We start from the raw sequence: 22,039 nt of genomic DNA, 5'->3' as shown, positions 1-22,039 counted from the left end.
CACGCCCCACAGACACAAGGTCGGCGCGCCGATCTCGCCATGCCTCTCGACCAGCATGGTCGTATGGTTGGTGTTGAGGCTGCTGGCATTGCGGATGATGGAGATCTTGCCTTCTTCGTCGCTGTACGGCGCGACGATGCCTGCCCTGAACTCCGGCGTCAGGCGATCCTTGTTGTACAGTCCATCGGGTAGGCCGGACGCGAGAAAGTCGGCAACCTCCTTTGGCAACTTGCTGCGCCAGTTGGGATTGCCGAGGGCGATCATGTCGTCGATTGGCCAGGAATCGTAGGCGACCACGTTGGTCAGCACGAGGCGGCCGACGCGCTCGGGATGATTGATGGCCATGATCAGGGCGACGCCGCCGCCGGTGTCGTGACCGACGAAGTCCGCGCGCTCGATGCCGAGATGATCCATCAGCCTGATGACCATGCCGGTTTGCGCGAGCAACGAGCGGTCGAAAAAATCGCGCCGATCTGAATAGCCGTGGCCGAGGAAATCCGGCGCGATGACGCGGGCCGTCTCGGCGAGCGGCGGTATTACCTCGTTATAGAGAAACGACCAGGTGGGAATTCCGTGCAAAAGGATGACCGGCGCGCCGTCACCGAGGTCGGTCCAAGCGACCCGAAGCGGTTTATAGCTCAGACCGTCCAGCTCGACCGATCTCTGCCTCTGCCGGAAAGCGTCATGGGTGAGAGGCGCCGGCGCGTGACCCGTCGGCATATGCAAGCTCCTCCCTTTTCGCGGAGGTCAGTATTGCTCTGACTTCTCCGAGACCTCCTGGTACCAGCGGCTCCTGGTGCCGATCTTCGAGCGCATCTTCCAGCCGATCGTTTTTGGCGCCGCCTCGATGGCTCCCAGCAGCCTTGTGATGCGGTCGCCAATGACGCCGCGTTGATCCTCGCGGATCGAGGTGAACTCGCTGAAATGTTCCGGCACTCGCTTCAGGTTGGTGGTGAAAGTGTAATAGAAGCCCCAATCCTGGCGCATCATGTCGATGATGTAATCGACATCGATCGACTTTGATCCAGGTTGCTCGCTCGAGAGCGGATGCTCGAGCATGAGCACGACCGTGTCCTTGAAGTCCTTAAGGTTGATCTCGACGATCTGCATCTTCTCGAGCAGCAGGTCGGTCGTGCAGATGGTCGGGCTATCGAGGTCGAGCCGGTCCTTGAACGGAATCCGGTGACAGAAATACAGCTCGTCGGCGAACACGTCGACGTTGAGACCTGTCTGGCGATGCAGATAGGCATGGCGCGCACCTTCCGACGCCATGTAGATCCCCTCGTCCGGGACGTAGTCGCGCGCCACGAGGAATTCGCGGATGGCGCGGTTCTGCTTCTTCTCGGCTCCGAAGTCGACGTCGGTCAGCACGCGCTTGGTATCCTGAAACAGGTGCAGATTGTTTGGGCATTGCAGCCGATAGGCGATCGAGCCCAGGATTCGGAGGCGAATGCCCTTGGCTTCAGCATCGCGAACGAGATTGAGCGCCTCGTCGACGAATTCGAGATTGAGACCTGGATCGGCAGGCATTTCAGTCAAGCAGGCCTCCTCGGTCCGCGTATGCGTTCGTTTGGCGTGTGTGGGATTGCCTCGAAGGCGCACGCCGGATGAAGAGACAGGAGATCATTCTCGGCCTGACCGCTCCATCCGGCATTCGGACGCAGCATTCATTCGATCGGGATTTCCTTGAATGCCAGCGTCACGTCAATTCCTTGCGATCGGCGGATCATCTTCATGATGTAGTAGAAGGCAAATCCGAGCACGAACACGCCCGCGACGATCATCACTTGGGTTGGATCGTGACCGGCGGCGTTCGGGTCGAAGAACAGCGTCCAGAAGTAGAACATAGCCGCGATGAAACCAAGGAAGCACGCCACTGTCATGATCGGCAGCCCAAAAACCGTTTTGCCGGCGATTGGAGACTTTTCATAAAGCTCCGGCCGGAGATAGGGGAAGAACATTCCGGCGGCAAGCACCACCGCCCATGCGAGCACGGCAGCCTCGATCAGGATGACGATCTTCGAGAACCACGGAGTGAACACGAAGAGCGCCATGAAGATCAGGTTTACGATCGTCGTAACCGTGATCGCCACGATCGGCGTATGATATTTTTCCGAGATGGTTGCGAGCGGAGCCGGAGCCACCTGATCGAACGCCCAAGCGACGACGGCACGGACGCCAAATGTATGCATCGCCGGAATCCACATCCACATCCACAGCGCCAAACCGAGCGAGGTGAGCACCGTAATCAGCGGCGATTTGGTGAGAATGCCGGTCAGCAGCGCGATGGACGGGTCGGTCGGCGTGGTCAGGCCGCCGTTGGCGGTAAGAGTGTTAAACACGGCGGTCCCGAGGAACTCGAACCCGAACACCCTGTAGGCCAGCCACACCGTGATCACGAAGGCCAAGGTGGCGACGAACACTGCGCCGAGCATGCCCACGGTCTGCGATTTTTGCACGGACTTGATTTCGCCGCCGATGGCGATGGAAAAGGCTGCGCCAATCAGCGGCAGGAACGGCCAGTTGGACATCAATATTGTCTGCCAGAGATCGAATCCAGCCTCTCCCCAGCCCTTTTCCTTGCCGCTGGCTATGATGGCGTTATAGGCGTCGGGCACGCCAAGCGAAGGGCCGATCAGCTCGTTCAGATTGGCGACGAACTGCTCGCGCGTCGACATGGCGAGCACCACGATGAGGAACACCGTGCTGGCCATGGCCAGGATGAAAACCCACTTGTTGAGAGTGAGATAGAACCGCATCCCATAGGAAAGCACGACCTGAGACAGGAGCAGGATCGCTGCGCCGATCAAGAACGTCGCCCACGGCTCGAGCATGGTTTTCGAGATGGTGAGGAACGTTTCGTTGCCGGTGAGCAGGTTGAGTCCGGCGAACATCGGGGCCAAGGCCAGGATGACGATCCAATAGGCGGCGATGGCGCAGTAGAACAGCCAGGCGGTAATCTCCACCAAGCTCATGGTCAGCGCGAGTGCCGGCGGCAGGATGCGAGATCCGAACACGTAGATGCCGCCCGACCGCGGCAAGGTGATGGTCCAGGTAATGAACCCGAAGGAGATCATGGCCATCGCCACGCCGGCGATGATCGAAGCCCAAACGAGATCGCCTTGCGGGTAGAAGGCCGGGCCGTAATACAACATCGAGCCGACGCCGAGCCCGATACTGACGACACCGAGATTGTAGATAAACGTGTCGGCTAGGCCGGCGGTCCTGATCAGCCCGGACGCCTTGCGTAGGAATATTCGCTTGTCAGCCCCTATGTCAGTGACGGACATGTTGCCCTCCCTCTCTGGAGATCAGTCTCGCATTTACCAAACTGCTTCCGTTACCCTTGCATGAGATTTGCCTGCGTAACCTGGCCGTCCCGAAGCGTGATCAGGGCGCCCTGTAGAATCCCTTCGGGGTAGACGCTCCCCGGATTGATGCAGATCGTCTTGCCGATATTGATCTTGGCGCGACCTTCGTGGACGTGCCCGTGCAGGCCGAGCAGCGGCTGATGCTCCTTGATGATGTCGATCAGCGTCTGACAGCCGGCGTGAACCTGCGCTGGGAGCCCCATCTCGTAGACGACCTTCAAATTCTTATCGAGCTTGGGGCAAGCATCGAGCGCCGTGCCGAATGGCGGTACGTGCACATTGAAGATGCAGCGGCTCATATCTGTGACCTGGGGAAGAAGCTCAGCGAAGCGCGCGACGTACTGCTGCTCGGTGTACTCGCGCTCGGTATCCCAGGGCGTCGGCGTCGAGCCTCCGCAATAGAGCATCTGATAGCCGCCCCTGAATGCGCACACCTGCATTTCGTGGAAATCGAATACCGGCGCTTGGGTCAGGATCTCGTCGATTTCGACGAAGTCGTCGTTGCCGGGAACGGTGACTAGCAGGACATCGGTTCCTTTCAGCTTTTGCGCGGCGAAGCCGGCCCATTCCCGCACGCGCTCCAGAACGAGCTTTTTGAACAGCGCCTGCTGCGCGTCCGGATCAGCCCTCAGGCGCTGGTACTCAGACTCAGACATGATCGCCGGATAGAAGCCCATGTTGCCTTGCCGCTTGACGAAGTCGTCGAGTTCGTCCTTGCCGGCAATCTGCACCGCCTCTCCATGCTGCAGCGCCACAAACGTCCCGTCCTCTTGCTCGGCGATCGGAATGACGGCCTTGCCGGTCAAATCGCCGCCGAGGACAAGCACGTCCACGCCGTAGAATTTGGCGCTGTTGACGAATTTCTTGAAGCAGACATTCGAGCCGTGGAGGTCTGAGGCGAAGAACATCTTCACCTCCCCGTTTGCGTCCTTGCCCTTCTTGCGCCAGAACACGACGGCACCCTCGGCTCAGAACTTGGTCAAATACTCGTCGATTTCCCATTGCGAGATTGAGTTGTGGTAGGACCACCACTCCGACGTCTTCAGATCGATGTAAGACCGGTAAAGCTCATCCCCCATGACGCGGCGGCCGAGATCGTCGGCCTCGAAGGCCGTCACGGCTTCCAGTAGCGTCCGCGGCAATTGCCTGATGCCGCGCGTCTCGAGTTCCTCTTCGGAGAGCTCATACATGTTGACAAGCTGCGGATCGCCCGGATCGAGATCTTGCTCGATGCCGTCGAGCCCGGCGCCGAGGAACATGGCCGCAGCCAGATAGGGATTGGTCGACGGATCGACGGCACGGCATTCCCACCGCGCGCTGGAGAGGTAGACGTGACCTGGGTTGTGATCGCTGCCTTCGATATGCGGCCGGAGCAGCGGAACGCGGAACATATGGGTCCGGTTGTTGCCGCCATAGGAAATGAAGATCGGCGCCCAGGTGTATCCGGTCATCGAGCCGGTCTTGATCAGGCGCTTATAGGAATTGACGGTCGGACAACTCACCGCGACGATCGCCGCTGCGTGCTTCCGCAAGCCGCCGAGGAACTGGTAGGCGCGTTTTGACAGGCCGCAGCCGCGTTTGTCGCTTCCATCGCCTGAGACGTTCTTGCCGGTGTTGACGTCGGCGAGCGACATGTTGAAGTGCGCGCCCGATCCGGTTCGGTCGGCGTAGGGCTTGGCCATCATGGTGGCTTCAAACCCGTGCTTGCGCGCCAACTCCTTCATCATCAAGCGCCAGACGACGAAGCGGTCAGCCATGGTCATGGCGTCGGCATAGGCAAAGTCGAACTCGAACTGGCCGTTGGCGTCTTCATGATCGAAGGAATGCACCTCCCAGCCGAGCTTGTTCATCGACGTCACGATGTCGTTGAGGAGCTCGAGGTTGAGCAGGGTGAGGCTCGCGTCGTACGCCGCCTTGGCAATCGTATCCCTGGGATCGTTCGGCGCGATGCCGTTATGCGCCGACGGATCGCGCCTCACGATATAAGTCTCGCATTCGATGCCGATGTTGAATTTGAGCCCGAGCTTGGCGGCGCGCTCTATTTGCTTTGCCAGCACCGTGCGTGAGCACATCGGGTACGGCTGCTCGTGATAGGTGAGCTGCCCCGGGATCACGGCGACGTTGGGCCGCCAGGGGAGCTGCATCGCCGCGCGCGGATCCGGCAGCACCGCCAGCTCGTCGTCATGCGGCCCCTGGCCGAGACCGTCGAGGGCTGCGCCGGTAAACAGCTCCGAGCCGCGCATCATCCGTTCGAAATGACCGACCGGCACGGTCTTGGTCTTGGCGATGCCGTGCACATCGACGTAGAGCGGCATCAAATACTCGACGCCCTTGTCGATCAGGCGTTGCATCGTCTCGCGGTCGGAATTCTCCGCTGACCCTTCGATCCTCGCTCCGGCCGATATCTCGTTCATGGGCAGATCGTCTCCTCAGAGGCTTGTGGAAGCCGGGGCGCGTGCATTGATCTTTGCTGAGGTGAGTTCAAAGTCACGCCGTAATCCCCGTTCGCTTCGTGCCGTTTCCCCCGTCACTTTCGCCCAAGTTGAATAATGGCCGTTCCGTGACGGGGCTCACTCTGCGCGTGTCTAATTAAACAGTCAATTAGATTTCTGTAACGGCATTGTTGCGGGCAATTGAATGTATTGGGATGGGCAATGCATAGGCAGTCTTTGCCTAGCACGTAGTCGAAGCGGCTTAAATTTGCTCAGATGCGAAGTGTACGAGCGCAGGCCCTGTGCGCACCACAGCGCCGGCCGGCGAATATCAGCCGAAGTTCGAAAGGGGCTTTGTAGGTTCAGCGCCGCTGCGACTTGCCGCGCGTCTTTCCCGAATAGCCAAGCATCTCCAGCACGCGCTGATGCAGATCGCGAACCGCGCCTTTCAGATCGAACTCGGGCAGGATCACCGAGCGCACCATGCAACCGTCGAGATAGGTGGAGATGAACTGCGCCATACGGTTGGGGTCGACCGGCTTGAACATGCCCTGCCGGATGCCCTCGCGAATGACCCGCGACAGCAGCTTGCGCTCCTCGATGTAGAAGCTTTCGATCGTGCTGGCGATGTCCGGATCGGCCTCGTGCGAGCCCCTGAAATCGAGGGCGATCTTCACAAAGCGATGGATTTCGGCGAATTTGTTCACGTGGTTGGCGAGCCAGGCAGCGATGATGGCGGGAGGATCGGCGCTCTTGTCGTCCAGCGCGCGCACGTTCTCGAAGGCCCCGGCTACGGCGTACTCGATCGTCGCCCGGAACAGATCGGTCTTGCTATCGAAGTAGTAGTAGATGAGCGCGGTGTTGACGTTGAGCGCCTTGGCGATGTCCTTGATTGTCACCGAGGCGAAATTGCGCTCGGCGAAAAGGTCCAGAGACACGCGGAGGAATTTGTTGACGCGGCTGGCGCTGTGTTCCTCGCGCGCCGGGGCCGCTGGAGCAGCCCTGCGCACGGTCCTGTCGCCGCGCTTCTTGCGCTCGATATCCCTGTTCAGCTCGTGGGTCATCCGCCCCTTCTCAGACTTCATCCATCGGTCCGGCGCAAGCGCCGCATGCGGAGGCTTGGCCGCCATGACCACATCCCCTGCCACATTAACGCCGAACCCCGAGGGGCACCTGCACCATCTCTGGCGACGCTGTCCGACGCATTTCTACCGGACACATATCGACCTTAAGTCCGGTTGCGAGTGCGATGCAATCAACATAACACGTACTTGCATTAGCGCGGCGGTTAAGGCAACACTCTTTTGCCGCTAATTAATCGACCAATTAGGAATAGGGGGTATGCGGGATGCAGTTTGCCCCAGACCGACGGGTTGAGGCCAACAAGCTTGCCTTCGAGCGACTCACCAAGTCGGACCCCGTGCTGGTTGATGTGCGTCCGGCCGGCAAATTCATCCCTGGCTTCACCCGCAACATCATCCTCACCTCAGGTCCGCCGACGCCGTGGTCCGACTATACGGGCGGCCAGCGCGACGCCATCATCGGCGGCGCCCTGTTCGAGAACCTTGCCATGGATCGTGCTGAAGCCGTCGCCAAGCTCGATGCCGGCGAGATCAAGGTCGGGGGCTGCCACGATTTCGGTTGCGTCGGATCTTTGGCCGGAATCTACACCGCATCGATGCCGGTGTTCGTGGTGGAGAACCGGGCATTCGGCAATGTTGCCTGCTGCAACATCTACGAGGGGAGCAATCCGCGCCGACTGAATTACGGTGTGTATGACGAGGGCGTCAGGGAGAGGCTCCTGCTTGTGCAGAACGAGATCGTCCCGGTGATCGCCGAGGCGCTCCGCCAAAGTTCGGGCATTCCGCTGAAGCCCATCATCAAGCGCGCGCTCGGTATGGGCGATGAAATGCATTCGCGGAACAGCGCGGCGGCACTATTGTTCCTGCGCGAGCTCGTGCCGAGTTTCCTCGGACTCGCTTCATCCGGCAGCGACCGGATCGTGCGGGCCGTCCAGGCCATGGTTGACGACCAGTATTTCTTCCTGCGCCTGTCCATGGCGGCCGCCAAAGCCACCGCCGATGCGGCACGCGGCATCGAGGGCTCGAGCGTCGTCACCGCCATGGCGTTCAACTGCCGCGGCTTCGCTTTGCGCGTAAGCGGTCTCGGCGATACCTGGTTCAAGGGGCCGCACGCCTCGGTGGAAGCCAAGCTGTTCGAGGGTCACAGCGAAGACGAGATCACCTGGATGGGTGGCGAGAGCATCATCGCCGAGACCATCGGGCTTGGCGGATTTGCCCAAGCCTCCGCTCCGTCGCTCCAGGCCTACCAAGGCGGCTCTTACGAGACCATGATCGCCCGCAACAAGGAGCTTTACGCCATCACCGTCGGGGAGAACTCCGATTACCTGGTTCCGGCCCTCGGCTTCCGCGGCACGCCGACCGGCATCGACATCTTCAAGGTGGTCGAGAGCAAGGTGCTTCCCGTCCTCGACGTCGGCATCGCCGGAAAAGGCGGCGGCCAGATCGGCGCCGGCGTGGTGCGGCCGCCGCTTGCCTGCTTCGAGACCGCGGCCGAGGCGTATCGTCAGCGTTATGGCTGATGCCGGGATCGAGCATCCGACAGGGCGGCGATGGACATCGCCGATGACAGGTCATAAGACCTACGCGCTCGGCGATTTGCGCCTCCAATCAGGCGCAGTGCTGAAGAACGCCAAGCTCGCCTATGCGACCTATGGCACGCTCAACGCTACTGCCGACAACGCTGTCCTGCTGCCGACCTTCTATACCGGCACCCATCTCCGCAACGAAGCTCTGTTCGGGCCTGGACGCGCCATCGATCCCGCACGCCATTTCGTCATTTCGGTCAATCTGTTCGGCAACGGCTACTCGTCATCGCCGAGCAATTCGAGCGCGCCGCAGGACGGTCCGCGCTTTCCCGAAATGACGCTGTTCGACAATGTCGCCTGCCAGCACCGCCTGCTCACCGGACATCTGGGCGTCCGGCGCATGGCGCTCGTTCTCGGCTGGTCGATGGCGGCGATGCAGGCCTATCAATGGGCCGTACAATATCCAGACATGGTCGCGGCCATCCTTCCTTATGGCGGCGCTGCGCGCTGCTCCCCCATAAACTACGTGTTTCTCGACGGCCCGAAGGCCGCGCTTCAGGCCGATGCCGCCTGGAACCGGGGCAACTATCCAAGCCCGCCGGAAAAAGGCTTGCGCGCCTTCGGCCGCATCTACATGGCCTGGGCCTACTCGCACGACTTTTTTCGCGATGGCCTCTATCGCCAGCTCGGCTTCGCCACCTTGGAGGATTTCGTGCGCGATTGGGAGGAAGATCACCTGAAATGGGACGCGAACGACCTTCTCGCCAAGATCTGGACCTGGCAGCACGGCGATATCAGCGACAATCAGGTCTATCGCGGCGATTTCAGCCGCGCCTTGCAGTCCATCGAGGCGCGGGCGATCGTCATGCCCTGCTCGAGCGACATGTATTTTGCACCGTCTGACAACGAAGCTGAAGTCGCTGCCATGCGGCGCGCCGAGCTCCGCGTGTTCACTTCGCCCTGGGGCCACTGCGTGGCTTCGCCGGGCCGCGTGCCTGAGTTTCAGCGGGCGCTCGATGAGGCCGCTGCCGAATTGTTGAGAGGATGAGACATGAAGGCTCTGGTGCTGTCATCGAGTCCGCGCCGCAACGGCAACTCTGCGCTGCTGGCGGAGGCCGTCAGCCAAGGGCTGGCGGAAGCCGGCCACGAGGCTGAGCTTCTGTTTGCCGACGACTTCTTGCACGCCTTCCTCAGGGATTGCCGCAAATGCCGGAAGCCCGATGGCGAGTGCTCGATCGAGGACGGCTTTCGCTCCGTTTTCCTCGACCGCTATTTGCCGGCCGATGGTTTCATCGCGGCAACGCCCATCTATTGGTACGGCAGCTCGGCCCAGCTCAAGGCCTTCCTCGATCGCACCTTCTGTTATTACGCCGCCTCTTATCCCGGCTCAGAGGAGGTGATCAGAGGCATGCAGGGAAAGCGCATCGGGCTCGTGCTGAGCTCGGAGGAGACCTTCCCCATGGTCTCCGGCGCGGTAATCTGCCAGATCCAGGAATTCTCCCGCTACACGCGCTCGGACTTCGTCGGCGTCGTGCATGGCTACGGCAATGCCCGCGGCGACGTGTTGCGCGATCCTGGCGAGCCGATGAAGGCGGCACGCCGCTTCGGCAAGGAGTTCTTTACGAGGCACACAAGTGACTATCAGATCGACACGGTACGCTCCGGACGCGTCTGGGGCTGAAAGTTCAAGTCGCGCTCAGCACTACAGTGCCGCCGGCGATCAGCGCGATCGCCGCCCATTGCATCTTGCTCACCGGCTCATGGACGATCAACCGTGCCAACAGAACCGCGACCACGCTGAACGCGGACGCAACGACCATGGTGATGTAGGGCGCGGCACTGTTGGACCCAACGAGGAAAGCGATATAGCCGAGCGTGTCGAGGCCGGCCTGGAGGCCGACAAAGGGGACCCACTCGGCGGGGATGCGCAGCGGCACCCGCTGCACGAGAAGCACGCCGGCGATGAAAACGAGGCCCGCCCAGCGGCCGATCCACATGGTTTGCGCCGCGCCTATCAGCGGCGTGGCGGCTTGGCCCGTCAGCACGATGGCGACGTAGGCGATACAGGCGGCGATGGCGATGAGCACCGTGATCCGATTGCTCTTGGCTTCGGGGGCATCCGGTTCGGCCACTGCGCTCCGCGCAATGAAGACGCCGCCGGCGATGATGGTGGCCATGGCTGCCCATTGCGCCACGCTTGGCCGCACGCCCATCAGCACGTTCACGACGAGCACCAAAGCCGGATGAGCCGCGACGATCGGCACCACGACGGCGATGGGCCCGCGCGCGATTCCCATGTAGAGCAGGATGCACATGACCGCCACGGCGATGCCGTGGGCAACGGCGATTGTATAGCCAAGCGGCGACCACACGAGCTCGGTGCCAGCCGCCAGCAGCCAGATCGTCGTCGCAAGCGCCCCGATCAGCAGCACCGCGGCATAGTTCAACGGTGCGCCGAGCGCCCGGGCGCTGAAGCGCGCCATGAAGTCTGCCGCGCCGAGACCGAGTGCACTCCCAAGTCCGAGAAGGGCGGAGATCATGCGGCCTTCGCCCTGTAGAGTCTTTGCGAATTTCGCAAAGTCGTAGTTGAATTGGCGCCAGGCTTTTTCTCTCGCGCCACACACACCAGCAGAGGTGTCTGCCAATGCTTCGTGTCAGCCCCAACTTCTCGCGCAACGTCGATTGGAATCTCCTGAAGACGTTCCACGAAATCGCCGAGGCCGGCGGCGTCAGCCGCGCCGGGCGCGCGCTCAGGCGCAAGCAGCCCGCGCTCAGTCTCGCGCTGAAGCGGCTCGAGGCCGAGCTCGGCGTGACGTTGTGCCGGCGCGGACCGCGCGGCTTCGAGCTGACCGATGAAGGCATGCTGGTCGCCGAGACCTGCAGGTCGCTCAACTCTCTCGTGCGCAATGTTCCGAAGCGGCTCGGCAACCTCACCGAGGAGGTGCGCGGGCGGATCTCGATCCAGGTCATTTCCAGCCTGGTGTGCGAACGCTTCGATGCCGCGATCTCGCGCTTCCACGGCCGGCATCCCAAGGTCGAGATCCTGATCGACATCACTACGTGGGATTCGGTCGCCGCCGCGCTGCTCCGCGACGAGATCGATATCGGCGTCGCTTCGGCGCAGACGCTCCGCTCCGATCTCACCTACGATTTCCTGTTCGATGAGGCGCACGGCGCCTATTGCGGCCAGTCGCATCCGCTTTACGGCAAGACGTTCGATGACCCTTCCGCGCTCGCTGGCCAGGCCTTCGTGCTCACCGGCGCCGATGAACCAGACGAGCTCACTGCCTATCGCACGCGTCATGGCCTCGGCCTCGAGGTGGCGGGCCTCTCCGAGCATCTCGACGAAGCAAAGCGGCTCACCATGCTCGGCGTCGGCATTTGTTTCCTCCCCGAAGCCTTCGCCGCGCCCGATGTCGAGGCCGGCAGGTTGTCGCCGCTGCTCCGGCATGAGGATCAGCCCTGCATGCCCGTCTTCGTGATCACCAACCCGCGTGCGCCCGGTAAGCTTGCCCGCCAGTTGCTGCTTGCCGAGATCGCCGTCCCTGGAGGCACGAAGTGAAGCGCCAAATTTCATTATGCGGGCGCACGATTTCGGCGCGTTTTGCGCCGGCAGCATTGATTTGATCAATGCTGGTCAATTGAAGGAATTTGCCTTTTTCCGGGTCTTACCCGGACGCTAAGGTCGTCATTGGCTGGGAAGCGAGGGCTTGGATCATGGCCGGAGGAAAGAAGGTGGGAGCTAAGGGTAAGGGTCGCGCGCGCCGTCCCACCCATGGCGTGAAGCGCTCGGAGACCTATGGCGCCAAAACTATTGAGACGCTCTCGCGCATCTCGCAGAAGAAGCAGGACGAGGAGGTCAAGAGGTCGCTCAAGCTTGGGCTCGAGGCGGCGGACTCGGTCATCGACCGCAACATCTCTCTGTTCAGCCGCGGCCATCAGCCCGCCTTCGCCGGCATCAACACTTTCATGAAGGCGCCCTATTGCGAGGACATCCGCAAGGTCGGCGACTTCGAAGCGGCCTTCGTCGGCGCGCCCTTCGATTCGGCGACCACCTACCGGCCAGGAACGCGCTTCGGCCCGCAGGCGGTGCGGCGCATCTCGGCGCTCTATGACGGCTATTGGTTCGATGGCGGCGTCGACATCTTTGAGGAGCTCGATCTCTGCGACGCCGGCGACATCTTCGTCATCCCCGGCAACATCGAGAAGACCTTCGACCAGGTGACCAAGGCCGTTTCGCATATCTATACCGCAGGCGTGTTCCCCATCATCTGCGGCGGCGACCACAGCCTCGGCTTCCCCAATGTGCGCGGGATCGCGCCGCATATCGATGGCAATGTCGGCATCATCCATATCGACCGCCACATCGATATCCAGGAGAAGGACATGGATGAGCGGATGCACACGACGCCGTGGTTCTGGACCACGCATGAGGGCACCGTCACCACGCATCGCGACCACAGTCATATGCACGACATTGGGCTCCCCAACTGCCATCCCAAGAACCTGGTGCAGGTCGGCATCGGCGGCTGGTACGGCAACCGCCCCGGCACCGCGGTCGCCAAGCGGCGCGGCACGAGCGTGCTCACCATGCAGGACATCGAGAAGCATGGGGCCAAGAAGGCGGCCGAGATCGCGCTCGACATGGCCTGGGAAGGCTGCAAGGCGGTTTACCTCTCCTTCGACATCGATTCGATCGATCCAGGCTTCGCGCCGGGAACTGGATCGCCTGAGCCCGGCGGACTCCTGCCGCGCGAGGCCTTGCAGATGATCCACACCATCGCTGCCGAAGGCCTGTGCGGCATGGAAGTGGTCGAAGTCTCCCCGCCTTACGACGTCAACGATAACACCGCGCAGCTCGCCGCCCGCGTCATCCTCGACGTTCTCGGCACCCTCGTGGCGCACGGCCATCTCGGCCACCGCAACAAGGTGATGAGCTGAGGAGGGGGATGGTAATTCGTCTCCATTCACCTCCATCGCGCCTCGCGTAAGGGGTTCTTGATGGTGTCAAAGCGGCCTCTCGTCGGCGTCAGCTGTTGCACGCGCCTGCCGGAGGATCCGGTGCAGGCCGTCGCCGAACGCTATCTGCGCACGGCCCCGTTCATGGGCGCCGATGTCGTATTGGTGCCTGCTATGAGCGACATCATAGACATCGGGTCGATTGTCGGCCGTTTGGATGGCGTACTGCTGACAGGCAGCCCCTCCAATGTTTCGCCGGACCTCTACCGCGGCAGTGATCCTGGCATCGGTCCCTTCGATCCGGCGCGCGACGAGACCACGCTGCGGCTCATCACGGCGGCAGTGGAACAGGATCGGCCCGTCCTTGGCATTTGCCGGGGATTTCAGGAGGTCGCCGTAGCCTATGGCGCCACGCTCAGACGTGATCTCGGGGAACCCGAGCGCGAACAAATACACCACACGCCGCCCGGCCTGCCCTTGGAGGAGATGTTTGCGCTTGAGCATCGCGTCGCTCTCTCCCCAGGGGGGATCTTGGAGCGCGCCATGGGTGCATCATCGATCACAGTCGTCTCGGCGCATTTTCAGGGCATCGCCGAAACCAGCGCGAAGCTCATGGTCGAGGCCACGAGCTCGGACGGCGTCATTGAAGGCGTTCGTCCCGAGAGCGGCGAGCGCGTGCTTGCCGTGCAGTGGCATCCTGAGTGGCGTGTCGCCGAGGATGCGAATTCACAGAGGCTGTTTGCCTGGTTCGGAATGCTGCTCCGGGGCGCACGCCTCGAGGAAGCCGCCGATCGCGTTGCCGAGCTTGCGTCATGAACCCCCAACGGACATTCGCTGCGGTCTGCTTCGATTGCGACAGCACTCTAAGCCGGATCGAGGGGATCGATGAGCTCGCCTCGCGCCGCGGTCGCAGGCAAGAGGTTTCGCGCCTGACCGAGGCGGCCATGAGCGGATCGCTCGCCATCGACGCTGTCTACGCCGAGCGCCTCTCCATCGTCTCCCCCGACCAAGCTGCGATGGCCTGGCTTGGCGAGCTCTACGTGCGGGAGCTGGTGCCTGGCGCGAGAGAGACCGTGCAAGCGCTGCACAGCCTGGGCAAGGTCGTCTACCTCGTCAGCGGGGGGCTCTTGCCGGCGGTACGGCATCTCAGCCGGGCGCTCGCGATTCCCGACACGCACGTCTTTGCGGTGGCCGTCGATTTCGATGGGGCAGGGGCCTATCGGGGGTTCGACTCAACCTCTCCGCTCGCGCGCGCTGACGGCAAGGCGGTCGTGTGCAGGCGCCTCGCTGCCCGCCACGGCTCTATCGCCATGGTCGGTGACGGAATGACGGATATTGCCGCGCGTGCGGGAGGCGCTTACGTCGTCGGCTTCGGCGGCGTGGCTTATCGCGAGCAGGTGGCCAAGAGCGCCGACTGCTACATCGCCGGCCTCGAGCTCACGGCGACACTTGAGGCGCTGTTAACGGATGCGGAACGCGAAGCTCTGGCGCTCGCGTAAGTTCGCCAATTGGCCGCCGTGTCCGCGAATTTAGCCCGCCTACAAGCAGAATAGGCGCTCCCCGTCCTACTCTAGAAGCAGAGACGGTGAGCGCGCGTCACATGAGGCAAGGTTTTGATCGTGTCCAGTACACCATCAGGAATTGGCCCGTCGACTTCCAACAGCGCGATCGCCTTCTCCCCTGGAGCGGAACGGCCAAGACTGAAAGTCGCAATATTCACCTGGGCCGCGCCGAGTGCCGTACCAAGCGCTCCGATGTAGCCAGGCTTGTCGGCATTTTCCGTGTAAAGCATATGCGGGCCGAGCTCCGCCTCCATATCGATGTTTCCAACCTGCACGATCCTGGGCTTGCCGTCGGAGAACACCGTGCCCGCCACCGATCGCCCGTCGAACTCGGTTCCCACCCGAAGTCTTATATATGTCTCGTAAGCCCCCTCCTGGCCGCGGGTCACCTCCTCCACCATGATGCCGCGCTCCTTGGCGAGCGAGGGCGCGGAAATCATGTTCGCTTGCTCGAGGAACGGCGTAAGCACCCCCGACAAAGCCGCGGCGGTGAGCGCCTTCGTGTTCAGGTCGGCCACAGCGCCGGCATACTCGATGCGCACGGATTTGAGCCCGGTCTCGATAGTCTGGCCGGCGAACGAGCCGAGTTGCTCGGCAAGCTTGAGGAACGGCATCAGCTTTGGCCTTTCCTCGGCCGAGATGGACGGAAAATTGAGCGCATTGGTAATGGCGCCGTCGAGCAGGAAGTCAGAGATCTGCTCGGCGATCTGCATGGCGACATTCTCCTGCGCTTCGCGCGTCGAGGCGCCGAGATGCGGCGTGCAGATCACATTGTTCGACGCGAACAGGATGTTGTCGGTGGCTGGTTCCACTTCATAGACGTCGATCGCCGCGCCTGCGACCTTGCCCACTTGCAGGGCGTCGAACAGGGCCTTCTCGTCGATCAGTCCGCCTCGCGCGCAATTGATGATGCGCACGCCGTCGCGCATCGTGCGGATGGCGTCGGCGTTGATGATCTTGCGCGTCTTGTCGGTGAGCGGCGTGTGCAGGGTGATGAAATCGGCCCGCCGGAGCAGGGCATCGAGCTCGACCTTCTCGACGCCGAGGTCGGTCGCCCGCTCAGGCGACAGATACGGGTCGAAGGCCACGACCTTCATCTTCAACCCTCTAGCGCGGTCGGCCACGATGGCGCCGATATTGCCGCAGCCGATGATGCCGAGACACTTGCCGGTGATCTCGACGCCGATCAGCTGCGACTTCGCCCATTTGCCGGCCCTGGTGGTGAGGTCGGCCAAAGGAACCTGACGCGCCAGCGCCAGCATCAAGGCGATGGCGTGCTCAGCCGTGGTAATGGAGTTGCCGTACGGCGTGTTCATGACGACGATGCCGCCCGCCGTGGCGGCCTTGAGGTCGACATTGTCCACCCCGATGCCGGCCCGCCCGATCACCTTGAGGCGGTCCGCGGCGGCGACGACCTTCTCGGTCACTTTGGTGGCCGAGCGCACCGCGAGCCCGTCATAATCGGGGATGATCTCGATCAGCTCGTCGCGCGAAAGATCGGTCTTGACCTGAGCATCGATCCCGCGCCTGGCGAAGATATCGAGAGCCAGTCGGCTGAGTTTGTCGGCAACAAGCACCTTAGGCGCCATCGTTTTTCTCCTTTTGCGCCGGGATTGCTGAAGCGAAGGTCAGGCTGCTTGCGTGGAGCTTTCGAGCTCCTTACGCAGCGTGGCGAAAGCCCAGTCGAGCCAGGGCAGCAGCGCCTCGAGGTCGCCGGTCTCGACAGTAGCGCCGCACCAGAGCCGCAAGCCTGGCGGCGCGTCGCGATAGGCGCCGATGTCGAACGCCACCCCTTCCTTCTCGAGCAGTTTGACAATCTTGCCGGCGAACGCCGCCTGCTCTTGCTGACCGCGCGACGAAATCGCGGCGTCAACCACCCGCAGGCAAACCGAGGTGTTTGAGCGTGTCTCGGGACCCCCAGCGAGAAATTCGATCCATGGCGTGCGTTCCACCCAATCGCTCACCGCTCGCGCATTACGGTCGGAGCGTGCGATCAGCGCATCGAGGCCGCCAACGCTCTCCGCCCAGGCAAGAGTGTCCAGATAATCCTCCACGCACAACATCGAGGGCGTGTTGATGGTCGCCCCCTCGAAGATCTCCCGGTTGAGCCTACCGCCTTTGGTCAGCCGGAAGATCTTTGGCACCGGCCATTTCGGCGTGTGGCTCTCCAAGCGCTCGACCGCGCGCGGAGACAGGATGAGCATGCCATGCGCCGCCTCGCCGCCGAGAACCTTCTGCCAGGAATAGGTGATCACATCGAGCTTCGCCCAATCCAGGCTTTGCGCGAAAATGCCGGAGGTCGCGTCGCAAATGGTGAGGCCCTGCCGGTCCGCCGCGATCCAGTCGGCATTCGGCACCCGCACACCTGATGTGGTTCCGTTCCAGGTGAAGATGACGTCGCGAGCAAAGTCGACCTTGGTGAGATCGGGCAATTGACCGTAAGCGGCCTCCATGACGCGGACGTCGCCGAGCTTCAACTGCGCGACGACATCGACCACCCAATCCTTGCCGAAGGATTCCCAAGCCAGGATGTCGACGCCGCGCGCGCCCAACAGCGACCAGAGTGCCATCTCCACCGCACCGGTATCCGAGCCCGGAACGATGGCCACCAGGTAATCGTCAGGCAGCTTGAGCAGAGCGCGGGTTCTGTCGATGGCAAGCTTGAGCCTGGCCTTGCCTGCAGCCGAGCGGTGCGAACGGCCGAGCATCGCGTTCTTGAGGCAATCGAGAGACCAGCCTGGGCGTTTTGCGCAAGGGCCGGAGGAGAAGAAAGGATTTTGCGGCCGCGTCGCGGGCCGCTCGAGTACGGTCATCTTCGTCTACCCTTCCAGATAGACGCCCCTCGGTGGGGAGGGGTGTCCCGTCTATCCGGGTATGAAGGAATCGCGGCGAAGTCAAGGGAGCCGGCCCCGGCGAAATGCCGCTTCGGCCGAAAGTACAATTCCTGGCGATGATGGTCTGTGAAAAAAACATGAAGTCAGTTCGCTCAGGGACTCCCGCGCAAAAACCAGTGGCGCGGGAGCACGGAGCGAAGACGAAACAGGGGGAAGAAAATGGATCGGAGACACAAAGGCGCGAACAGGCCGACCGACCCAGGACCTAGAGGTGGCGATCTTCGAGGCTCCTTAGGCCGGCATCGCGGGTCAGCCGCCAACATTGTGCTTGGCGTAATAGGCTCTCACCCCAGGCTCGTTCTTTATCCGCTCATAATGCTCGGCGAGCTTGGGAGCGATGCGTTCCGGCAAATCTGTCGGCACATGGTCCAGCATGCCAGACTTGAGGTGGCGGATCAGCACGAAGACCTTGAGATCGGCAACGGAAAGGCTGTCTCCGGCGAAGTACCGGCCGCCATGCGCTTCGAGCCGCTGCTGCAACCTCCCGAGATAGAACGGAATCGGGCCTTCCACCAGCGCCTTGCGCTGCTCCTTCTTTTGCTCGTCGCCAAGAAACATGGTCGCCGCGATCTTGGTGCCGAGGTCCTCCACGGCCTCCATCGTCTCGTCGCACAGCGCAGCCTGCCAAGGGTCTGACGGATAGAGGTTCGCGAGCCGGCCGACATAGCGATTGATCGCGTTCGACTGCGCGAGGATCTCCCCGTCTTTCTCAAGCAGGGGCAATGCGCCGTACGGCGTGTCGGGCTTGAGGCGCTCCCAATCGGTTCCCTTGACCCGGACGTCCTCGAACGGGATACCGCCAATGGACAGAGCGAGCCTCGCCGGTTCTCCGCGCCCTCCGTGAAAGTCGAAATAGGTGAGTTTTAGCTTGGCCATGCGGCTTGCTCCTTGTTCGATCGTTGCTCGCGGGTCACCGGAAAAAGCATCCCATGCCGGTCCCGGCGCGGCAATTCACGAACGCGTTCCGAAACATTCGCCCTATTCTGTGGGCAACATGAGGTGCTCGTACGGCGTTCCGGGCCACATGACGTAGGGCTTGGTCGGGCGTCGCGTGGATAGGTCTCAAGCGTCTCTTTGGCGGGACCCACGATCCTACTTTAGTCCTAAAGGAAGGCTCGCTGATTGAGCAATCGACCGATGGGCATGTAGAACACCAAAAGGCCCAGGGCCTTATACTGAAACCATGACGTGCCGCACGACGCACTCGCCTCGGTCCGGCGAAGCCGACGATGTCTCGCGCGTTCTTGCAAGGAATAGACATGAGCGATTTCAAAGCGCTGGTCATTGAGAAAAACGACGGTGCGCAGAGCATAAGCCTCAAGAGCCTAGGCGACAGCGATCTGATGGATGGCGACGTTACCGTTCACGTCAGCCACTCGACGGTGAATTATAAGGACGGATTGGCCATCACGGGAAAAGCGCCTGTGGTGCGCCGGTTTCCCATGATCCCTGGCATCGATCTCGCCGGCGTCGTCGAGTCATCGAGCCATCCTGACTACAAGCCCGGCGACAGCGTGGTCCTCAACGGATGGGGTCTCGGCGAAACCCATTTCGGCGGCTACTCCGAGAAGGCCCGCGTCAAGGGCGACTGGCTCGTGCCGCTGCCGCAAGGATTGCGCGCCGATGAGGCAATGGCCGTCGGCACCGCGGGCTACACGGCAATGCTCTGCGTCCTGGCTCTCGAGGCGCACGGCTTGGAGCCGTCGATGGGCCCTGCGGTGGTGACGGGTGCCGCGGGCGGCGTCGGGTCCATAGCCGTGGCACTTCTCGCCAAGCTCGGTTGGCAGGTGATTGCGGTCACGGGGCGAACCGGCGAAAAAGACTATCTTGAGGGCCTCGGCGCTTCCGAGATCATCGATCGCAGCGAGCTCTCGGGACCAGGAAAGCCGCTCGGCAAGGAACGCTGGATTGCAGGAGTCGACGCGGTCGGTTCGCAAACGCTCGCTAATCTTCTCAGCATGACCCGATACGGCGGCGCCATCGCGGCCTGCGGTTTGGCGCAAGGCATGGATCTGCCGGCGTCGGTCGCGCCGTTTATCTTGCGCGGCGTGTCGTTGCTCGGGATCGACAGCGTCATGTGCCCGCGGCGGCGGCGGCTCGTAGCCTGGCAGCGCCTCGCTCGCGATTTGGATCGCGACAAGCTCGACGCGACGCGCACCGACATCAAGCTGGCGGATGTTCCGGCTACGGCGCAGGCGATCATCGAGGGACGGGTGCGCGGCAGGATGGTCGTGAACATTCCAGGGTGAGCGATGCTCATGAGTCGGGATAACAGGTCTCGAGCGACACGGCCAAGCGCCTAGGAAAGAGACAGATTCGCGACCAAGATAGCGCAAAGTGGGGAGGGGTTGGACGAAGAGAAACGTCCATGCTAATTGGCGTGGGTGCCAGAAGAGGTGCAAGAACGATGACAACGATCAGAACTTATCTTGCAGCGGCGGCCTTGCTGCTCGGCGGAGCCACGCTCGCCGCAGCGGCGACGCCCGGTGAGTTCGATAGCGAATGTGTGATGGGACTTGCTCTCGGCAAGGATATCGAGACCGACTGCTCCGTGAATACGGTGTTTAACGGCAAGACCTATTGCTTTGGCAACGAGCAGGCCAAGACCATCTTCCTCAAGAAGCCCGAGGAGTTTCTGACCAAGGCTCAGGTCTACTACTCGAGCAAGGGCCAATAGGCGCAGAGCGCGTGACATATCTGCCTGTTCGTTGGACTCGCCGCGCCGCGAACTGATTCTTGTACGCGGTTCGCGGCGACCGCCGGCTAGAAGCGGCACGATCGAGGACTTTCCTCCCCCCGCGGACGCGGCGGACGCCAATCGATGCGCTTGATCAAGACCGCTCGAAACCGCGCTTCAGCTCCCAGTCGGTGATGCGGCGGTCATATTCGAACTGCTCCCACTCCGCGTTATGCACGTAGTGGTCGATGACCGCATCGCCGAAGGCTGCGCGCAGCATTTTCGAGCCGCGCATCAGATCGGTGGCCTCGCGCAGCGTCTTCGGCACCTCGCGCAGAGCCTTGTCTTGATAGGCGTCGCCCACGTAAGCCGGCTCAAGCTCCAGCTTTTGCTCGATGCCGGCAAGCCCCGCGGCGACCAGCGCGGCGAAGGCAAGGTAAGGATTGAGATCGGCGCCGCCGATGCGGCACTCGATGCGAATGGCCTTGCTGTCGGCGCCGCACAGCCGGAAGCCTGCGGTGCGATTGTCCAGCGACCAGATCGCCCTGGTCGGCGCGAAGGTGCCGACCTGGAAGCGCTTATAGGAATTGATGTAGGGCGCGAGGAACCAGGTGATCTGCCGCGCATAAGCGAGCTGCCCAGCCACAAACTGGCGCATCAAGGGAGACATGCCGTGCTCGCCGTTATGATCGAGGAACAGCGGCGTCTTACCTGAAGCATCCCATAGCGAGGCGTGGATATGGCTCGACGAGCCGGCAAGGTCATAGCGCCATTTGGCCATGAAGGTCACCGCCTTGCCGAGGCCGTAGGCGATCTCCTTGCAGCCGTTTTTGAGGATGACGTGCCAATCGGCCATGGTTAGGGGATCGGCGTAGCGGACGTTGACCTCCTCCTGGCCTGGTCCCCATTCGCCTTTTGAATTCTCCACCGGAATGCCCGCGCCCTGCAGCCCGTTGCGGATGGCCCGCATCACGCTCTCTTCCTTGGTGGTCTGTAGGATATGGTAGTCCTGAATATAGCTGCCGGCGGTCTTGAGATCGCGCCAGCCCTTGGCGTCCACCGATTCATAGGTCTCGTCGAACAGATAGAACTCGAGCTCGGAGGCGAAATAGGACGCCATGCCGAGCGCGTCGAGCCGCGCGATCTGAGTGCGCAACATGGTGCGCGGGGCGTGGGCAAGCGGCTCGTGGGTGTGATGATCGAGGATGTCGCAAAGCACCAGCGCCGTCGCCGGCAGCCACGGAATGCGCCTGAGTGTGGCGAGGTCCGGCTTCATCACGAAATCGCCGTAGCCCTTTTCCCAATTGGCGACCGCGTAGCCAGGAACCGGCTCCATATCGATGTCGTTGGCGAGCAGATAGTCGCAGCCATGCGTCTCCTCGTGGGCGCCGCCGAGGAAGAACTCAGCCTGGAAGCGCTTGCCGACGAGCCGTCCCTGCATGTCGGGGAAGCAGGCGATCACCGTGTCGATCTCGCCCGCGCCCACAGCCTGCTGCAATTCCTTGAAGGTCAACATGCCGGGCATGATGATGAGGC

20 protein-coding genes are annotated in these 22,039 nt (G+C 62.1%); 9 read left to right on the top strand and 11 right to left on the bottom strand.

Annotation, left to right across the window (positions count from 1 at the left end; all coding sequences use genetic code 11):
- The 6 genes from ACREC7_RS03405 to ACREC7_RS03380 form a co-directional block, all read right to left on the bottom strand.
- On the bottom strand, nucleotides 1-720 hold a 720-nt coding region (locus ACREC7_RS03405), incomplete at its 3' end, for an alpha/beta fold hydrolase (RefSeq protein WP_431554286.1).
- 27 nt (nucleotides 721-747) lie between these two features.
- On the bottom strand, nucleotides 748-1,539 hold the full coding sequence (locus ACREC7_RS03400) for a hypothetical protein (protein ID WP_431554285.1): 792 nt from the start codon (nucleotides 1,537-1,539) through the stop codon (nucleotides 748-750).
- Nucleotides 1,540-1,667: 128 nt separating this feature from the next.
- Nucleotides 1,668-3,290 (bottom strand): amino acid permease, encoded by a 1,623-nt coding sequence (locus tag ACREC7_RS03395; RefSeq protein ID WP_431554284.1) that lies wholly within the window; start codon nucleotides 3,288-3,290, stop codon nucleotides 1,668-1,670.
- A 50-nt stretch (nucleotides 3,291-3,340) separates the two neighbouring features.
- Nucleotides 3,341-4,324, bottom strand: a complete 984-nt coding sequence (locus tag ACREC7_RS03390; protein ID WP_431554283.1) for a metallophosphoesterase family protein — start codon at nucleotides 4,322-4,324, stop codon at nucleotides 3,341-3,343.
- A gap of 15 nt (nucleotides 4,325-4,339) precedes the next feature.
- On the bottom strand, nucleotides 4,340-5,785 hold the full coding sequence (gene glnT, locus ACREC7_RS03385) for a type III glutamate--ammonia ligase (protein ID WP_431554282.1): 1,446 nt from the start codon (nucleotides 5,783-5,785) through the stop codon (nucleotides 4,340-4,342).
- Between the two features lie 380 nt (nucleotides 5,786-6,165).
- Nucleotides 6,166-6,933, bottom strand: a complete 768-nt coding sequence (locus ACREC7_RS03380; RefSeq protein WP_431554281.1) for a TetR/AcrR family transcriptional regulator — start codon at nucleotides 6,931-6,933, stop codon at nucleotides 6,166-6,168.
- A gap of 218 nt (nucleotides 6,934-7,151) precedes the next feature.
- Between ACREC7_RS03380 and ACREC7_RS03375 the strand changes: the two genes are divergently transcribed.
- Genes ACREC7_RS03375 through ACREC7_RS03365 form a run of 3 tightly spaced genes read left to right on the top strand, consistent with a single transcriptional unit; the run spans nucleotide 7,152 to nucleotide 10,092 of the window.
- Nucleotides 7,152-8,405, top strand: coding sequence for a DUF1116 domain-containing protein (locus ACREC7_RS03375; protein ID WP_431554280.1), 1,254 nt, complete (start codon nucleotides 7,152-7,154; stop codon nucleotides 8,403-8,405).
- 43 nt (nucleotides 8,406-8,448) lie between these two features.
- The gene (locus ACREC7_RS03370) at nucleotides 8,449-9,459 is read left to right on the top strand and encodes an alpha/beta fold hydrolase (RefSeq protein ID WP_431554279.1); all 1,011 of its coding nucleotides are present in this window, start codon (nucleotides 8,449-8,451) and stop codon (nucleotides 9,457-9,459) included.
- A 3-nt stretch (nucleotides 9,460-9,462) separates the two neighbouring features.
- On the top strand, nucleotides 9,463-10,092 hold the full coding sequence (locus ACREC7_RS03365) for a flavodoxin family protein (RefSeq protein WP_431554278.1): 630 nt from the start codon (nucleotides 9,463-9,465) through the stop codon (nucleotides 10,090-10,092).
- A 4-nt stretch (nucleotides 10,093-10,096) separates the two neighbouring features.
- Here ACREC7_RS03365 and ACREC7_RS03360 read toward each other — a convergent pair whose 3' ends face one another.
- The gene (locus ACREC7_RS03360; protein ID WP_431554277.1) at nucleotides 10,097-10,951 is read right to left on the bottom strand and encodes a hypothetical protein; all 855 of its coding nucleotides are present in this window, start codon (nucleotides 10,949-10,951) and stop codon (nucleotides 10,097-10,099) included.
- A gap of 104 nt (nucleotides 10,952-11,055) precedes the next feature.
- Between ACREC7_RS03360 and ACREC7_RS03355 the strand changes: the two genes are divergently transcribed.
- From ACREC7_RS03355 to ACREC7_RS03340, 4 genes are all read left to right on the top strand, one after another.
- On the top strand, nucleotides 11,056-11,973 hold the full coding sequence (locus ACREC7_RS03355; RefSeq protein ID WP_431554276.1) for a LysR family transcriptional regulator: 918 nt from the start codon (nucleotides 11,056-11,058) through the stop codon (nucleotides 11,971-11,973).
- A 155-nt stretch (nucleotides 11,974-12,128) separates the two neighbouring features.
- Nucleotides 12,129-13,352, top strand: a complete 1,224-nt coding sequence (locus ACREC7_RS03350; protein ID WP_431554275.1) for an agmatinase family protein — start codon at nucleotides 12,129-12,131, stop codon at nucleotides 13,350-13,352.
- A 60-nt stretch (nucleotides 13,353-13,412) separates the two neighbouring features.
- Nucleotides 13,413-14,186 carry a gamma-glutamyl-gamma-aminobutyrate hydrolase family protein gene (locus ACREC7_RS03345; RefSeq protein WP_431554274.1) on the top strand — a complete coding sequence of 258 codons (774 nt, stop codon included), beginning with the start codon at nucleotides 13,413-13,415 and terminating at the stop codon, nucleotides 14,184-14,186.
- Entirely contained in the window at nucleotides 14,183-14,869 is a 687-nt protein-coding gene (locus ACREC7_RS03340) for an HAD-IB family phosphatase (protein WP_431554273.1), read from the top strand. Before ACREC7_RS03345 ends, ACREC7_RS03340 begins: the two co-directional genes overlap by 4 nt.
- A gap of 71 nt (nucleotides 14,870-14,940) precedes the next feature.
- Here the strand turns inward: ACREC7_RS03340 and serA are convergent, their stop codons facing one another.
- The 3 genes from serA to ACREC7_RS03325 form a co-directional block, all read right to left on the bottom strand.
- Nucleotides 14,941-16,521, bottom strand: coding sequence for a phosphoglycerate dehydrogenase (gene serA / locus ACREC7_RS03335; RefSeq protein ID WP_431554272.1), 1,581 nt, complete (start codon nucleotides 16,519-16,521; stop codon nucleotides 14,941-14,943).
- 39 nt (nucleotides 16,522-16,560) lie between these two features.
- Nucleotides 16,561-17,745, bottom strand: a complete 1,185-nt coding sequence (locus ACREC7_RS03330) for a phosphoserine transaminase (RefSeq protein WP_431554271.1) — start codon at nucleotides 17,743-17,745, stop codon at nucleotides 16,561-16,563.
- Nucleotides 17,746-18,075: 330 nt separating this feature from the next.
- Nucleotides 18,076-18,702 (bottom strand): glutathione S-transferase family protein, encoded by a 627-nt coding sequence (locus ACREC7_RS03325; protein WP_431554270.1) that lies wholly within the window; start codon nucleotides 18,700-18,702, stop codon nucleotides 18,076-18,078.
- Nucleotides 18,703-19,085: 383 nt separating this feature from the next.
- Here ACREC7_RS03325 and ACREC7_RS03320 point away from each other — a divergent pair, with 383 nt between their 5' ends.
- Both ACREC7_RS03320 and ACREC7_RS03315 read left to right on the top strand, forming a co-directional pair.
- On the top strand, nucleotides 19,086-20,075 hold the full coding sequence (locus ACREC7_RS03320; protein ID WP_431554269.1) for an MDR family oxidoreductase: 990 nt from the start codon (nucleotides 19,086-19,088) through the stop codon (nucleotides 20,073-20,075).
- Between the two features lie 158 nt (nucleotides 20,076-20,233).
- On the top strand, nucleotides 20,234-20,503 hold the full coding sequence (locus ACREC7_RS03315) for a hypothetical protein (RefSeq protein ID WP_431554268.1): 270 nt from the start codon (nucleotides 20,234-20,236) through the stop codon (nucleotides 20,501-20,503).
- 154 nt (nucleotides 20,504-20,657) lie between these two features.
- Here the strand turns inward: ACREC7_RS03315 and ACREC7_RS03310 are convergent, their stop codons facing one another.
- The gene (locus ACREC7_RS03310) at nucleotides 20,658-22,028 is read right to left on the bottom strand and encodes a glutamine synthetase family protein (RefSeq protein ID WP_431554267.1); all 1,371 of its coding nucleotides are present in this window, start codon (nucleotides 22,026-22,028) and stop codon (nucleotides 20,658-20,660) included.
- Nucleotides 22,029-22,039: the final 11 nt, after the last annotated feature.

The organism is Methyloceanibacter sp., assembly GCF_050728395.1.
Lineage (GTDB): Bacteria > Pseudomonadota > Alphaproteobacteria > Rhizobiales > Methyloligellaceae > Methyloceanibacter.
This window is presented reverse-complemented; position numbering and strand designations above follow the sequence as displayed.

What these genes read in the sequence shown, in the direction of transcription:
- glnT (WP_431554282.1), bottom strand. Translation starts at nt 5,785, where the DNA reads ATGAACGAGATATCGGCCGGAGCGAGGATCGAAGGGTCAGCGGAGAAT.
- ACREC7_RS03355 (WP_431554276.1), top strand. Translation starts at nt 11,056, where the DNA reads ATGCTTCGTGTCAGCCCCAACTTCTCGCGCAACGTCGATTGGAATCTC.
- ACREC7_RS03360 (WP_431554277.1), bottom strand. Translation starts at nt 10,951, where the DNA reads ATGATCTCCGCCCTTCTCGGACTTGGGAGTGCACTCGGTCTCGGCGCG.
- ACREC7_RS03375 (WP_431554280.1), top strand. Translation starts at nt 7,152, where the DNA reads ATGCAGTTTGCCCCAGACCGACGGGTTGAGGCCAACAAGCTTGCCTTC.
- ACREC7_RS03320 (WP_431554269.1), top strand. Translation starts at nt 19,086, where the DNA reads ATGAGCGATTTCAAAGCGCTGGTCATTGAGAAAAACGACGGTGCGCAG.
- ACREC7_RS03330 (WP_431554271.1), bottom strand. Translation starts at nt 17,745, where the DNA reads ATGACCGTACTCGAGCGGCCCGCGACGCGGCCGCAAAATCCTTTCTTC.
- ACREC7_RS03315 (WP_431554268.1), top strand. Translation starts at nt 20,234, where the DNA reads ATGACAACGATCAGAACTTATCTTGCAGCGGCGGCCTTGCTGCTCGGC.
- ACREC7_RS03370 (WP_431554279.1), top strand. Translation starts at nt 8,449, where the DNA reads ATGACAGGTCATAAGACCTACGCGCTCGGCGATTTGCGCCTCCAATCA.
- ACREC7_RS03395 (WP_431554284.1), bottom strand. Translation starts at nt 3,290, where the DNA reads ATGTCCGTCACTGACATAGGGGCTGACAAGCGAATATTCCTACGCAAG.
- serA (WP_431554272.1), bottom strand. Translation starts at nt 16,521, where the DNA reads ATGGCGCCTAAGGTGCTTGTTGCCGACAAACTCAGCCGACTGGCTCTC.
- ACREC7_RS03365 (WP_431554278.1), top strand. Translation starts at nt 9,463, where the DNA reads ATGAAGGCTCTGGTGCTGTCATCGAGTCCGCGCCGCAACGGCAACTCT.
- ACREC7_RS03380 (WP_431554281.1), bottom strand. Translation starts at nt 6,933, where the DNA reads ATGGCGGCCAAGCCTCCGCATGCGGCGCTTGCGCCGGACCGATGGATG.
- ACREC7_RS03350 (WP_431554275.1), top strand. Translation starts at nt 12,129, where the DNA reads ATGGCCGGAGGAAAGAAGGTGGGAGCTAAGGGTAAGGGTCGCGCGCGC.
- ACREC7_RS03325 (WP_431554270.1), bottom strand. Translation starts at nt 18,702, where the DNA reads ATGGCCAAGCTAAAACTCACCTATTTCGACTTTCACGGAGGGCGCGGA.
- ACREC7_RS03345 (WP_431554274.1), top strand. Translation starts at nt 13,413, where the DNA reads ATGGTGTCAAAGCGGCCTCTCGTCGGCGTCAGCTGTTGCACGCGCCTG.
- ACREC7_RS03310 (WP_431554267.1), bottom strand. Translation starts at nt 22,028, where the DNA reads ATGCCCGGCATGTTGACCTTCAAGGAATTGCAGCAGGCTGTGGGCGCG.
- ACREC7_RS03340 (WP_431554273.1), top strand. Translation starts at nt 14,183, where the DNA reads ATGAACCCCCAACGGACATTCGCTGCGGTCTGCTTCGATTGCGACAGC.